Below are 14,243 nucleotides of genomic sequence, written 5' to 3'. Positions count from 1 at the left end.
CCTCGCGGTAGGTTTAGCCCTATGACTGATCCTGCACGTCCCTTCGGCACTGTCCTGACCGCCATGGTCACGCCGCTGCACGAGGGAGGTGCCCTCGACCTCGAGGGCGCGCAGAAGCTCGCGCGCTGGCTCGTCTCCCGCGGCTCCGACGGTCTCGTGCTGTCGGGCACCACGGGCGAGGCGCCGACGACGCACGCGCCGGAGAAGGTCGACCTCCTCAAGGCGGTGCGCGAGGCCGTCGGGCCGGACGTCATGATCCTCACGGGCGCCGGTTCCAACGACACCGCCCACGCCGTGCGCATGGCGGAGCAGGGCGAGGAGGCCGGCGCCGACGGCATCCTGGCGCTCACCCCCTACTACTCCAAGCCCTCCCAGGCAGGCGTGGTCGCGCACTTCCGCGCGATCCTCGGCGCAACAGGGCTGCCCGCGATGATCTACGACATCCCGGGGCGCACCTCGCTCGCGATCTCGGACTGGGCGTACGACCAGCTCGCGACGCATCCTCGCGTGGTCGCGGTCAAGGACGCGACCGGCGACGTCGCCACGGGCAAGGCACGCCATGAGCGCACGGGTCTCGCCTGGTACTCCGGCGACGACGGTCTCACGCTGGACTTCCTGCGGGCCGGCGGCGTCGGCACGGTCTCCGTGATCGCGCATATCGCGGCGCGCGAGACGAAGGCCATGATCGACGCCTGGACCGCCGGCGACGAGTCCGAGGCCCAGCGCATCCACGAATCACTGCTTCCCGTCGTCTCCGCGATGTTCGCCATCCCCGGCGCCGTCAGCGCCAAGGCTGCCGTGCAGTGGGCCGGAGTGATCGACAGCCGCGCCATGCGCCTGCCGCTCCTGCCCGCCACCCAGGCCGAGTACGACACCCTGACCGCGGCCCTCGAGGCCGCAGGAATGACACGATGAACTTCCACCCTGAGCTGTCAGCCCCGCCCGCGCTCGAGCCGGGCACCCTCCGTCTGATCCCGCTCGGCGGCCTCGGCGAGGTCGGGCGCAACATGCACCTGCTCGAGCTCGAAGGCAGGCTGCTGATCATCGACTGCGGCGTCCTCTTCCCTGAGGAGGCCCAGCCCGGCGTCGACCTGATCCTGCCGGATCTCACGTACCTCGAGGACCGCCTGGATGACATCGAGGCGATCGTCCTCACGCACGGTCACGAGGACCACATCGGCGCCGTGCCCTATCTGCTGCGCATGCGGCAGGACATCCCGATCATCGGCTCGCAGCTCACGCTCGCCTTCATCGAGGCGAAGCTCAAGGAGCACCGCATCACCCCGATCACCCTCGCCGTGAAGGAGGGCGGTCGCGAGCAGATCGGCGCGTTCGACCTGGAGTTCGTCGCGGTCAACCACTCCATCCCCGACGCGCTCGCGGTCTTCGTCCGCACCAGCGCGGGCACGGTGCTCAACACCGGCGACTTCAAGATGGACCAGCTGCCGCTCGACGGTCGCATCACCGACCTGCGCGCCTTCGCCCGCCTGGGCGAGGAGGGCGTGGACCTCTTCATGGTGGACTCCACGAACGCGGAGGTGCCGGGCTTCACCACGTCCGAGGTGGAGATCGGGCCCACGCTCGACGGCCTGTTCGCCCGCACGACGGGGCGCATCGTCGTGGCGTCGTTCGCGAGCCACGTGCACCGGGTGCAGCAGGTGATCGATGCCGCGCACGCGCACGGCCGCAAGGTCGCGTTCGTCGGACGGTCGATGGTGCGCAACATGGGCCTCGCCGCAGAGATGGGCTACCTCACGGTGCCCGAGGGCATCCTCGTGGACCCCAAGCACGCCGACAACATGCCTGGCCACCAGGTGGTGTACATGTCGACGGGCTCCCAGGGCGAGCCCATGGCCGCGCTCAGCCGCATCGCCACAGGGGACCACAAGGTCACGGTGGGCGAGGGCGACCTGGTGATCTTCGCGTCGTCCCTGATCCCCGGTAACGAGAACGCCGTGTACCGCGTGATCAACCTGCTCATGAGGATCGGCGCCACGGTGGTCCACCAGGGCAATGCGCGCGTGCACGTCTCCGGTCACGCGAGCGCCGGCGAGCTGCTGTACTGCTACAACATCCTGCGTCCCAAGAACGTGATGCCGATCCACGGCGAGGTGCGCCACCTGCTCGCGTCGGGGCGGCTCGCGATGCGGACCGGCATCCCGGCCGAGCGCGTCATGTTCGCCGAGAACGGCGTCGTCATCGACCTCAAGGACGGCAAGGCGCGCATCGTCGGTGCGATCGAGCACCACAACGTGTACGTGGACGGCTCCTCGGTGGGCGAGATCACCGAGACGGAGCTGAAGGACCGTCGCATCCTCGCGGAGGAGGGCTTCGTGTCCGTCTTCGCCGTCGTGGACGCCTCGAACGGCAAGGTCATCACCGGTCCCGAGGTGCACGCACGCGGTCTCGCCGAGGACGACTCGGCGTTCGATGCCGTGCTGCCGCAGATCAAGGCGGCGCTCGAGGATGCGGCGAGGAACGGGTCGACGGACACCCACCAGCTCCAGCAGGTGATGCGTCGGGTGCTCGGCCGGTACGTCGGCACGAAGCTGCGCCGTCGACCCATGATCGTGCCCATCGTCATCGAGGCCTAGCCGCCGCGCCTCCGTCGTCGCGACGCTCGTCCGGCGTAGCCTGGCGGCACCATGGCACAGTCACGCTCGTCGTCGCGTACCGGCACCGCGAGTCGGTCCGGTGCGTCCAAGCCGCGCTCCCGCGCGCCCCAGAAGAAGCAGCCGCCTGCGATCCTGCGCGGCCTGCGCGCGATAGGGAACGGGATCTCGCATGGCATCGGCGCCGTCGTCCGGTCGATCGGCGACGGGGCTCGCGACGTCAGCCCCGAGGTGCGCCGTGACGGCGTCGCGGTGCTCCTGCTGATCCTCGCCGTGATCGTGGCCGCGCGCGAGTGGTTCCAGATGGACGGCGGCATCCTCCTGGGCCTCGCGCATCGCATCTTCGCGGGGACCTTCGGCGTCCTGGCCTTCGCGCTTCCGGTCGTGCTGGTCGCCTTCGCGATCCGGCTGTTCCGCGCGCCGCAGGAGAACGACGCCAACCAGCGGATGATGGTCGGCGGCCTCATGGTGGCGCTCACCCTCGGCGGCCTGATCCACCTGGGCAGCGGGCTCCCGTCGCCGACCGACGGGCTCGGACCGGTGCAGGAGGCCGGTGGCATCCTCGGATACGTGATCGGCACCCCGTTGGCGGCGCTCGTCACGGTCCCCATCGCCGCGATCATCCTGGTGATGCTGCTCGGGCTGTCGCTGCTGGTGGTCGCAGGCATCCCGCTCCGGGAGGCGTTCGCGAAGGCACGCTCCCTCGGTTCCGGCGCCGTCGGGCAGGGGCGGGCCGGCAAGGAGGTCGACTCGCTCGACCTGCCCGACCACGGCTCGTTGGAGGGCCACGAGGCTCCGCGCAGGCGGCGCAGCATCCTGGGCCGCAAGCGTCACGACGACGACGGCCTCGACTCGTACGAGGGCGACGAGGCGTTCCAGGCGTCCGCGAGCGTGGATCGTGCCGCGCGACCGGGCGACCCTTTCACCGACCCGACGGCCGACTCGCGACCCGCCGCTGCCGCACGTACCGAGGTGCTCGGAGCTGCCGCTCCGGCCAACGCGGAGCGCGACGCTCCTGTGTCCCCCTACCTCGCCGCCGCGCACGGTGCCGCGGGCGACGTCTACGAGTCGGATCCCGAGGCGCCCACGGAGCCGCAGGAGGCGATCCCCGCGCCGCCGACCACGAGGATCGTGCCACCGGGAGAGCAGGGCGAGCTGGATGACACAGGCCCCTACGTGCTGCCGGAGATGAAGGTGCTCGCGCAGGGACCGCCGCACAAGACGCGGTCCGCGGCGAACGACCGTGTGGTCGAGTCGCTGCAGGCCGTGTTCGAGCAGTTCAACGTCGACGCGGCCGTCACCGGCTTCACCCGGGGTCCGACCGTGACGCGGTACGAGGTCGAGCTCGGCACCGGCGTGAAGGTCGAGAAGATCACGCAGCTGAGCCGCAACATCGCCTACGCCGTCGCCAGCCCTGACATCCGCATCCTGTCGCCGATCCCCGGCAAGATGGCGATCGGCATCGAGATCCCCAACGTGGACCGCGAGACGGTGGCTCTCGGCGACGTGCTGCGCTCGGACAACGCTCGCAAGAACGACCACCCCATGGCGATCGGCATCGGGAAGGACGTCGAGGGCGGCTTCGTCATGGCGAACCTGGCGAAGATGCCGCACCTCCTCGTGGCAGGAGCGACGGGCGCAGGAAAGTCCTCGTTCGTGAACTCGATGATCACGTCGATCCTGATGCGCGCCACCCCCAAGGAGGTGCGGATGGTGCTGGTCGACCCGAAGCGCGTCGAGCTGACCATCTACGAGGGCATCCCTCACCTCATCACGCCGATCATCACCGACCCGAAGAAGGCCGCGCAGGCCCTCGAATGGGTCGTCAAGGAGATGGACACCCGGTACGACGACCTGGCGCTGTTCGGGTTCAAGCACATCGACGACTTCAACAAGGCGGTGCGCGCGGGAAAGGTGAAGCCGCTGCCGGGCTCCAACCGTCGCATCACCACCTACCCGTATCTGCTGGTGATCGTCGACGAGCTCGCCGACCTGATGATGGTCGCGCCGCGCGACGTCGACGACTCGATCCAGCGCATCACGCAGCTCGCGCGTGCCGCAGGCATCCACCTCGTGCTGGCGACGCAGCGCCCGTCGGTCGACATCATCACGGGCACGATCAAGGCGAATGTGCCGTCCCGACTCGCGTTCGCCACGTCGTCGCTCGCCGACTCGCGCGTCGTGCTCGACATGCCCGGGGCCGAGAAGCTGATCGGTCAGGGCGACGCGCTGTTCCTGCCCATGGGGTCGTCCAAGCCGATGCGAGTGCAGGGCGCCTGGGTGTCGGAGACGGAGATCCACGCCGCCGTCGAGCACGTCAAGAGCCAGGCCGAGCCGCAGTTCAGGGATGACGTGATCCAGGCGCAGTCGAGCGCTGTGGTCGCGGAGGACATCGGCGACGACCTCGACGACCTGATCGCGGCTGCCGAGCTCGTCATCACCACGCAGCTCGGATCCACATCGATGCTTCAGCGCAAGCTCAAGATGGGCTTCGCGAAGGCGGGACGCCTCATGGACCTGCTGGAGACCCGTGAGATCGTCGGCCCGTCGCAGGGCTCCAAGGCGCGAGACGTCCTGGTACGCCCTGATGACCTTGCCGGTACGCTCGCTATCCTCAGGGGGGAGAGCCCCTCGAGCGATGTGCAGGGCTATGACGACTCTGAGGATGTGCCATGGGAGGACTCGTAGGCGGCGCGGACGGGTCCGTCGTCGTCGTCGGCGTGCTCGCGGTGCTGCTCGTCTTCGCCGCGGCGACCTTCGTGTTCCTGTGGCGCACGCGGCTGGCGCGCGAGGCGCGCGACGCGGCCGTGTCGCGCGAGCGGGCGCTCAGGCGCCAGTTCGAGGCCGTCATGTCGTCCGCGCGCGACGGGGTGCTCATCACGACCCGCCGCGGCGACGTCGTCCTGCTGTCAGAGACGGCCGCCGCGATCCTCGGCGTCACCCGCGAGGAGATGCTCGGCCGGTCGATCGCGCGCCTGCCGCTGCGCATCGTCGACGAGCACCTGCGGCCGGTGCTCTCACAGGAGGTCTTCGTGCCGAGCGTCGACGACGACGTCCCCAGGATCGTCGGCGTGCCGGGGCGTCGGGGAGCCGAGGACATCCGATGGGTCCAGGTGTCGTCACGACTGCTCACCGGGGACGACGACGGCGAGCCGATCACCGTGACCACCATCATGGACACCTCGGGTCTGCGTGAGGCCGCGGAGGCGCTCAGCAGATCCGACGCGCAGTTCCGCAAGGCGATGGAGAACGCTCCCGTCGGCATGGCGCTCGTCGACCTCGAGTGGCGCCTGATGGAGGTCAACCGTGCGTTCGCGGAGATGATGGGATCCACCGTCGTGGCGCTGCGGGGCACGCCGTTCTCCGCGCTGTCGCACCCGCAGGACATCTCAGCGGAGACGGACCAGCTGCAACGGCTGTACGACGGCTACCAGGCGCGCTTCAGCTGCGAGAAGCGCTACGTCCGTGCCGACGGGAACGTGGTGTGGGCGGTGCTCGACGTCGGGCTGGTCCGCTACCCGGGCGGCGCGCCCGATCACTACGTGGTCCACGTGCGTGACAGCACGGACGACCGGATGAACTCCGAGCTGCTCGCACACCGTGCGATGCACGACCCGCTCACGGGGCTCGCGAACCGCACGCTTCTTCAGGAGGTGCTGCAACGCGTGCTCGCGAAGAGCGCCGAGCTCGAGCATGTCGGCGTCATCGCCGTCGACCTCGACGGCTTCAAGGGGCTCAACGACCGGTTCGGCCATGCGACCGGCGACAACGCCCTGGTGCACGTGGCGGGCGTGCTGCGTGCCGCCGCCGGCAGCAGGGGCACGGTCTCGAGGATCGGCGGAGACGAGTTCATCATCGTGGTGCAGAGTCCCGACTGCGCTGCGGCGATGCGCGAGATCGCGGATGCGATCCACGTGGGCCTTCGTCGGCCGTTGCAGGTGAAGCGCCACCAGATTGCGCTCAACGCGTCCGTGGGCATCGCCGTCGCCGACGCGGACACGGTGTCGGGCGGTCCCACGTCGCTCCTCAGCGCCGCCGATGCGGCGATGTACCGTGCGAAGGCGTCGGGACGCTCACGCACGGAGGTCTACGACGCGTCCATGCGGACCGCCTCCGACTCGCAGTCCGCCCTCGCGCTCGAGCTGGACGACGCGATCAGGCGCGGAGACCTCGTGCTGCACTTCCAGCCCGTCTACGACCTCCCCACCCGGCTCGTGGTCGGCTTCGAGGCGCTGGTGCGGTGGCAGCATCCCACCCGCGGGCTGCTCCTGCCCAGCGCGTTCCTGCCGCTGCTCGAGGACCGCAACCTGTCTGTCGCGCTCGGCACCACGCTCGTCGACCAGGCGGCGGAGTTCCTCGCCGCGCAACCCGGGGGCGACACGTGGGTGTCCCTGAACGTGTCGGCGGACCAGCTGGGGAACTCGGAGTTCGCGGACAGGGTGCTCAGCTCGATCGGGCGGTACCACCTGAGCCCGCAGCGGATCGTGATCGAGCTCACCGAGGCGTCCTTGGTGGCGCCCAACACCCGGGTGCGGCACGAGCTCACCGAGCTGCGCAACGCCGGCGTGCCGATCCTCCTCGACGACTTCGGGACCGGCGTCTCGCCGCTGTCCTACCTCAGGGATCTCCCGGTCTCCGGGGTGAAGCTCGACATGTCCTTCGTGGCGGGCATCCCCGAGGACCCTGCCGGCGCGCGCGTGTCCCGCGCGCTCGGTGCGCTCGCGCGCGAGCTGGGGCTCGCGACGATCGCGGAAGGCATCGAGACCGAGGCTCAGGCGGAGTTCCTCCAGGGGTGCGGCTGGAGGCTCGGGCAGGGGTGGCTCTTCGGCGTCGCGCAGCCTGGTCAGGCGCTGCTCGACATGGGCCTGGAGACGGGCTTGGGCCTGATCGACCCACGTCCTCAGGAGCAGGACGACCCGTTCGCGTCGCTCTAGCGTCGTGACGGAGCCGAGAGCTCGCTCGCGTCCCAGTAGGGTGTGGGGGTGACCTCCGCGCTGCCCAACCTGCTGACGGTGCTGCGGCTCATCGCCGTCCCCGTGGTGGTCGTCGCGCTGGTGCTCGATGGGGGAGCGGACGGCGCCTGGCGGTGGGCCGCGCTCGCAGTCTTCGTCGCCGCCGCGATCACGGACTATCTGGACGGCTACCTGGCGCGTCGCTGGAAGGTCGTGTCGGACTTCGGCAAGCTGGCGGACCCGATCGCGGACAAGGCGCTCGTGCTCGCCTCGCTCGTCACGCTCGTCGTGACCGACGGGCTCGCCTGGTGGCCGGTGGCGATCATCGCCTTCCGGGAGGTGTACGTCACGGTCGGCCGGCTCCTGGTGGCGTCGGACGTCGTCATCGCCGCCTCACGTGGCGGCAAGCTGAAGACGGTGCTGCAGATCGCCTCCGTCACGTTCGCTCTGTGGCCCCACGGACCGGCCTGGCTCGACGCGTTGGCCTGGATCCTCCTGCTCGGTGCGACCGCCGTCGCGCTGGTGTCGGGGATCGACTACGGGATCCGCATCGCTCAGGCGCGCCACGCCCATCCGCCCCAGCCCGGCGACCGGCGGCTCCCTGAGCCCGAGGCCGGGGGGTTCCCGGAATGACGTCGGCACAGGACGTCATCGCTGCCGCGCGCGCCGCGGAGCTCTCGGTGGCGGTGGCGGAGTCCCTCACGGGTGGCGCAGTGTGCTCGGCGCTGGTGTCGGTGCCAGGCGCCTCGCACGCGTTCGTGGGCGGCGTGGTCTCGTATTCCTTGAGCGCCAAGCACACGCTGCTGGGCGTGCCTGACGAGTTGCTGGAGACCGTCGGTCCGGTGTCGCGTGACGTCGCCGTCGCGATGGCCGAGGGCGTGCGGACCAGGCTGGGCGCCGACGTCGCGGTGTCGACCACCGGGGTTGCCGGTCCCGAGCCGCACGACGGGCAGCCGCCCGGCACCGTGTGGGTGGGGATCGCGACCGCGCGCGGAAGCGATGCCAGGATGCACGTCGTCGCAGGGGACCGCGAGGCGGTCCGGGACGCCGCGGTGTCGTGGGCTCTGGCCGCTGCCGCGCAGGCGCTGGTCGAGGTTTCACACGCCTGAAATAGGCGCGTAGCCTGCCGGAACAACGGTGGGGTAATGTGCGTTGTGTCAGACATGGACAAGGGTCTGATCGTGAAGAGGGGAGGGCGAATGCCTATTCTGCGCACCGAGCTGGGCGACGTCCTCCGTGAGGCTCGCCTGACGCAGGGCAAGACCCTGCGGGACATCTCATCGGCCGCGCGCGTGTCGCTCGGCTACCTCTCCGAGGTGGAGCGGGGTCAGAAGGAAGCCTCCTCCGAGCTCCTGGCCTCCATCTCCGACGCGCTCGACGTCCCCATGTCGGACCTCCTCCGCGAGGTCTCGGACCGGTTCGCCACGGCGGAGGCCCTCGAGGAGGTCGCGATGATGCCGATGATCCCCGACACGGCCCAGGAGCTCCTCGACTCCATGCCTCGTCGCTGACCCGCCTCCTCCGTGCGACTCAGCGAGTTCTGGCTTCTCATCAACGACGTGTTCGGTGAGACGTATGCGCCCACTCTCGCTCAGGATCATGCGCTGACGGCCCTCGGCTCCCGCACCTGCGTGCAGGCGCTCGACGACGGCATCGCGCCCCGCGACGTCTGGCACGCCCTGTGCGATGAGCTTGACGTCCCGCTCGATCGGCGTGACGGTGGCGACCGCCGACGTGTCGTGCCTCCCCGGAGGCGTTGAGCCGCCCCGCTCGATCGAGCGTCCGAGCGCGGCACAGGCGCGGTTCGAACCTCGGCACCGGCGTGTCGCTTGCCGTCGTTCGAACATTCGTTCGATACTTGTGCACAGGACGCCGGTACGTGAATCGTCATCCCCCGAGGGGACGGTGCGCGCACGCGATGTCAGTGGTCGGGCCTAGCGTCGACCACGTTCACAAGGCTCACCGGCCACGACAGCGAGACAGGGGAGTACCCGCATGGCACAGGCAGCAGATCGCGCGAAGGCCCTCGAGGCGGCGCTCGGACAGATCGACCGGCAGTTCGGCAAGGGATCCGCGATGCGCCTCGGCGAGCAGCAGCGCGTGGCTGTGGAGGCCATCCCCACCGGCTCGCTCGCGCTCGACATCGCGCTCGGCATCGGAGGGCTTCCGCGAGGCCGCATCGTCGAGATCTATGGGCCCGAGTCGTCGGGTAAGACCACGGTGGCCCTGCACGCGGTCGCGAGCGTCCAGCGTGCTGGCGGAGTGGCGGCATTCATCGATGCCGAGCATGCGCTCGACCCCGAGTACGCCCGCAAGCTCGGAGTGGACACGGACAACCTGATCGTGTCACAGCCCGACACGGGTGAGCAGGCGCTCGAGATCGCCGACATCCTGGTGCGTTCGGGCGGCATCGACATCCTCGTCATCGACTCGGTCGCGGCCCTCGTCCCCAAGGCGGAGATCGAGGGGGAGATGGGCGACTCCCACGTGGGCCTCCAGGCGCGGCTCATGTCGCAGGCGCTTCGCAAGATCACCGGTGCGTTGAACAACACCGGGACCACGGCCATCTTCATCAACCAGCTGCGAGAGAAGATCGGCGTGTTCTTCGGCTCTCCGGAGACCACCACGGGTGGAAAGGCGCTGAAGTTCTACGCCTCGGTCCGCCTGGATGTGCGACGCATCGAGACGCTCAAGGACGGGACGGACCCGGTTGGCAACAGGACTCGCGTGAAGGTCGTCAAGAACAAGATGGCACCGCCCTTCAAGCAGGCGGAGTTCGACATCCTGTACGGCCACGGCATCTCGTCCGAGGGCGGGATCATCGACCTCGGAGTCGAGCACGGATTCGTCAAGAAGTCCGGCGCTTGGTACACGTACGAGGGAGATCAGCTCGGTCAGGGCAAGGAGAACGCGCGCAACTTCCTGAAGGACAACCCGCAGCTGGCGCAGGAGATCGAGCGCAAGGTGAAGGCGAAGCTCGGCGTGGGCCAGCCCGTCGATCCGGCGGTCGTGGTCGAGCCCGAAGCAGTGGTCGACGATGACGCAGCGGCGGGTGCCAAGGCTGGCGCCAAGCGCGGCCAGAAGGCCGACTTCTGACGGACGCGGCACCCGTGAACGGTCGCAGGAGCGGGCGGGCCAACCAGGGTGGCCCGCCCGTCGACCCGGCCGAGCGTGCGCGAGAGATCGCGTTACGACTGCTCGATCACTCGCCACGATCGTGCGCGCAGCTGCGTGAGGGGCTTCTTGCCAGGGAGGTCGATCCTGAGGTGGCCGAGCAGGTCATCCAGCGCTACGTCGAGGTCGGGCTGCTGGATGACGGCGCCCTCGCGGCCACGATCGTGCGCACCCGTCATCGTGAACGGGGTCAGTCGCGTCGGGCCATTCACCAGGAGCTGCGGCGGAAGGGCTTCGACGCCTCTGACATCGAGTCGGCGCTCGACCAGATCGGTCCTGAGGACGAATCGGTCGCCGCGCATGCCCTTGCTGAGGCCCGATGGCGCAGGCTTGCAGGGCAGGACGACCAGACGCGCGTGCGGAGGGTCGTCGCGATGCTCGGGCGCAAGGGCTATCCGCCCTCGCTGGCGTTCGAGGTCGTGCGAGCGCTGCAACGTGCCGATAATGTCGGTGGTTCAACCTGACAGACTGGAAGTGAGTGCCTGTGGATGCATCAGTCATCATCGTGATGCTCCTGGGTGCCTCGCTCGTGGCGCTGCTGCTGGTCGTGTTCGCGCGCCGTGAGGCTGCGGCGGAACGCGAATCCGCGCATCGCGAGGCGGAGATGCTCCGGTCCGAGGCGCGCACGGCCGTGGCCGAGGCGACCAGGAGGGAGCAGCGCGTCTCAGAGCGGGAGAAGGAGATCGCAGCCGATCACAGGAACGCGCAGGCGTATGCGCGCGGGCTCGACGAGCGCGTCGAGGTCATCGCTCGCGACGAGAAGCGGCTCCTGAGCGAGCGTCAGGCCGTCGTCGACGAACGTGCCGAGCTCCGAGCGGAGCACGCACGTGAGCTCGCCTCGCTCACCGGAACGGATCCGGATGCGCTTCGCAAGCAGCTCAAGGAGCAGGTGCTTGCGGAGGCGCGGTCAGCCGCGCAGTCCCAGTTGCGCCGGCTCGAGCGCAAGGCTGAGGCCCAGGCCACGGAGCGCGCGCGCCAGATCCTCGTCGACGCGATGCAGCGGCAGACCGGTGAGACCACCACGCATGCGACGACCACCTGGATCGCCTTGCCCTCCGAGGAGATGAAGGGACGGATCATCGGTCGAGAGGGGCGGAACATCCGCGCCTTCGAGTCGTTGACCGGGGTCAACGTCATCGTCGAGGAGAACGTGAACGCGGTGCAGCTGTCGTCGTTCGACGTGCAGCGCAGGGAGATCGCGGAGGTCACCCTCCGTGCGCTCGTCGAGGACGGGCGCATCCAGCCGCAGCGCATCGAGGCGGCGTACACGCGAGCCCTGGTGGGCGCCGAGCAGCGTCATCGCCAGGCGGGCCTCGATGCGATCGACGAGGCCGGCGTCAAGGGCCTGCCGATGCCGGTCGTCGATGCCCTCGGCAGCCTGCGCCTGCGCACCTCGTTCGGCCAGACGGTGCTGGCTCACCTCGTCGAGTGCGCACAGATCGCCGCGTCCGTCGCGACAGAGGTCGGCGCCGATGTCGAGCTCGCGCGCAGGGCCGCATTCCTTCACGACATCGGCAAGGCGTTCACGCACGAGCGACAGGGAACTCACGCGCGTCTCGGCGCGGAGTTCCTCGCGGAGCACGGCGAGGATCCGCTCGTCGTCAACGCCGTCGCCGCTCATCATGACGAGGAGCCGCAGCAGTCGCTCGAGGCAGCGCTCGTGCAGGTCGCGGACGCGGTATCGGCGTCGCGACCTGGCGCACGCCGTGACGACCTCGACGCCTATGTCCAACGCATGGAGAGCCTCGAGAAGCTGGTCGGCGGTCATGCGGGCGTGTCCAAGGCGGTCGCCATGGCGGCTGGACGCGAGATGCGCGTGGTGGTGGCGCCCGACGAGGTCGACGACGACGGCGCGCGCGAGCTGGCGCGTACAATTGCTGAGCACATCAGCCAGGACTTCACGTTCCCCGGAGAGATCAAGGTGACGGTGATCCGCGAGCTTCGCGCGGACGCTGTCGCAGGATAGGCATGACCGACACCACCCTCGCCCCCACCTATGTCGTGCGCACGCTCGGCTGCCAGATGAACGTTCATGACTCCGAGCACATGGCGGGTCTTCTCGAAGGCGCGGGCTATGTCGCCGCGCCGGAGGATGCCGAGACTGCCGACGTGGTGGTGATCAACACCTGCGCCGTCCGCGAGAACGCGGCTACAAGGCTCTACGGCAACCTGGGACAGCTGGCGTCGAAGAAGGCCGCGCAGCCGTCCATGCAGATCGCGGTCGGCGGCTGCCTCGCCCAGAAGGATCGCGGTGAGATCGTCGAGAAGGCTCCCTGGGTGGACGTCGTGTTCGGCACGCACAACATCGACGTCCTCCCGGCGCTTCTCGAGCGCGCGCGGCACAATGCGCGGGCCCAGGTGGAGATCGAGGAGTCGCTGAAGGTCTTCCCGTCCACGCTGCCCAGCAAGCGCGATGCGATCGCGTCAGGCTGGGTGTCCATCTCCGTCGGCTGCAACAACACGTGCACGTTCTGCATCGTGCCATCGCTGCGTGGGAAGGAGCGTGACCGGAGGCCCGGAGAGATCCTCGCCGAGGTGGAGGCTCTCGTCTCCCAGGGCGCGGTCGAGGTCACGCTCCTCGGACAGAACGTGAACTCCTACGGAGTCGAGTTCGGCGACCGGGGTGCGTTCGCGAAGCTGCTGCGCGCCTGCGGTGACATCGCGGGACTGGAACGCGTGCGCTTCACGTCGCCGCATCCTGCGGCCTTCACCGATGACGTGATCGAGGCGATGGCGCAGACGCCGAACGTGATGCCGAGCCTCCATATGCCGCTGCAGTCGGGATCGGACCGGATCCTTCGCTCGATGCGCCGCTCCTACCGTGCGGAGCGGTTCCTTGGGATCATCGACCGAGTGCGTGCGGTCATGCCCGACGCCTCGATCACGACCGACATCATCGTCGGCTTCCCCGGGGAGACCGAGGAGGACTTCGCGGAGACGTTGCGCGTGGTCGAGCAGGTGCGCTTCACCTCGGCCTTCACCTTCCAGTACAGCCCCCGGCCGGGCACGCCCGCCTTCGCCCTCGAGCCGCTCCCCAAGGCGGTCGTGCAGGAGCGCTTCGAGCGACTGCTGGCACTGCAGGAACGGATCACGCTCGAGGACTCGCAGGGCTTCACAGGGCGGACGGTGGAGCTGCTCGTGCTCGACGCCCCGGGCCGCAAGGACGAAGCCTCGGCGCGCATGTCGGGGCGAGAGGCGGGCAATCGGCTCGTGCACTTCGCGGTGCCCGCGGGCGTCGGGCCCGATGGACTCGGCGCGCCACGTCCTGGTGACCTCGTGACGGTGCAGGTGACCCAGGCTGCGCCCCACCACCTCATCGCCGATTCCCCGGTTCAAGGGGGCATCTACGAGGTGCGTCGAACGCGTGCTGGCGCGGTGTGGGAGGCGGTCCAGCGGGGCGATCACAGCCATGGCGAACCGGACGCGTGCGGCACCGGTGCGGCTGGCGCCACGGGGTCCGTCCTGCTCGGCATGCCCGCGCTACGTCCCGTCGCCACCTGAGCGA

12 protein-coding genes are annotated in these 14,243 nt (G+C 69.4%); all 12 read left to right on the top strand.

Annotated features, from left to right (window positions below; all coding sequences use genetic code 11):
- The first annotated feature begins 21 nt into the window (after nucleotides 1-21).
- Nucleotides 22-915 (top strand): 4-hydroxy-tetrahydrodipicolinate synthase, encoded by an 894-nt coding sequence (dapA, locus tag RN607_RS08615; protein WP_313496259.1) that lies wholly within the window; start codon nucleotides 22-24, stop codon nucleotides 913-915.
- Nucleotides 912-2,594 carry a ribonuclease J gene (locus tag RN607_RS08610; RefSeq protein WP_313496257.1) on the top strand — a complete coding sequence of 561 codons (1,683 nt, stop codon included), beginning with the start codon at nucleotides 912-914 and terminating at the stop codon, nucleotides 2,592-2,594. The genes dapA and RN607_RS08610 overlap by 4 nt, the downstream gene beginning before the upstream one ends.
- A 51-nt stretch (nucleotides 2,595-2,645) precedes the next feature.
- Nucleotides 2,646-5,300 carry an FtsK/SpoIIIE family DNA translocase gene (locus RN607_RS08605; RefSeq protein ID WP_313541911.1) on the top strand — a complete coding sequence of 885 codons (2,655 nt, stop codon included), beginning with the start codon at nucleotides 2,646-2,648 and terminating at the stop codon, nucleotides 5,298-5,300.
- Nucleotides 5,285-7,546 (top strand): putative bifunctional diguanylate cyclase/phosphodiesterase, encoded by a 2,262-nt coding sequence (locus RN607_RS08600; RefSeq protein WP_313541908.1) that lies wholly within the window; start codon nucleotides 5,285-5,287, stop codon nucleotides 7,544-7,546. The genes RN607_RS08605 and RN607_RS08600 overlap by 16 nt, the downstream gene beginning before the upstream one ends.
- Before the next feature lie 48 nt (nucleotides 7,547-7,594).
- A complete protein-coding gene (gene pgsA / locus RN607_RS08595) occupies nucleotides 7,595-8,197 on the top strand; it encodes a CDP-diacylglycerol--glycerol-3-phosphate 3-phosphatidyltransferase (RefSeq protein ID WP_313541905.1) in 603 nt (200 codons plus the stop codon).
- Nucleotides 8,194-8,673: a CinA family protein gene (locus RN607_RS08590; protein ID WP_313496249.1), complete on the top strand. Its 480-nt coding sequence runs from the start codon at nucleotides 8,194-8,196 to the stop codon at nucleotides 8,671-8,673. The genes pgsA and RN607_RS08590 overlap by 4 nt, the downstream gene beginning before the upstream one ends.
- A gap of 90 nt (nucleotides 8,674-8,763) precedes the next feature.
- Entirely contained in the window at nucleotides 8,764-9,075 is a 312-nt protein-coding gene (locus tag RN607_RS08585) for a helix-turn-helix domain-containing protein (protein WP_313496247.1), read from the top strand.
- A 12-nt stretch (nucleotides 9,076-9,087) separates the two neighbouring features.
- A complete protein-coding gene (locus RN607_RS08580; protein ID WP_313541902.1) occupies nucleotides 9,088-9,324 on the top strand; it encodes a DUF3046 domain-containing protein in 237 nt (78 codons plus the stop codon).
- Between the two features lie 235 nt (nucleotides 9,325-9,559).
- A complete protein-coding gene (gene recA, locus RN607_RS08575) occupies nucleotides 9,560-10,660 on the top strand; it encodes a recombinase RecA (protein WP_313541900.1) in 1,101 nt (366 codons plus the stop codon).
- 14 nt (nucleotides 10,661-10,674) lie between these two features.
- The gene (locus tag RN607_RS08570) at nucleotides 10,675-11,202 is read left to right on the top strand and encodes a regulatory protein RecX (protein WP_313541897.1); all 528 of its coding nucleotides are present in this window, start codon (nucleotides 10,675-10,677) and stop codon (nucleotides 11,200-11,202) included.
- 20 nt (nucleotides 11,203-11,222) lie between these two features.
- Nucleotides 11,223-12,704 (top strand): ribonuclease Y, encoded by a 1,482-nt coding sequence (gene rny / locus RN607_RS08565; protein ID WP_313496240.1) that lies wholly within the window; start codon nucleotides 11,223-11,225, stop codon nucleotides 12,702-12,704.
- A gap of 2 nt (nucleotides 12,705-12,706) precedes the next feature.
- Nucleotides 12,707-14,239, top strand: a complete 1,533-nt coding sequence (gene miaB, locus RN607_RS08560; RefSeq protein ID WP_313541894.1) for a tRNA (N6-isopentenyl adenosine(37)-C2)-methylthiotransferase MiaB — start codon at nucleotides 12,707-12,709, stop codon at nucleotides 14,237-14,239.
- Nucleotides 14,240-14,243 lie beyond the last annotated feature (4 nt).

The organism is Demequina capsici (assembly GCF_032102965.1).
GTDB classification, from domain to species: Bacteria; Actinomycetota; Actinomycetes; order Actinomycetales; family Demequinaceae; genus Demequina; species Demequina capsici.
This window is presented reverse-complemented; position numbering and strand designations above follow the sequence as displayed.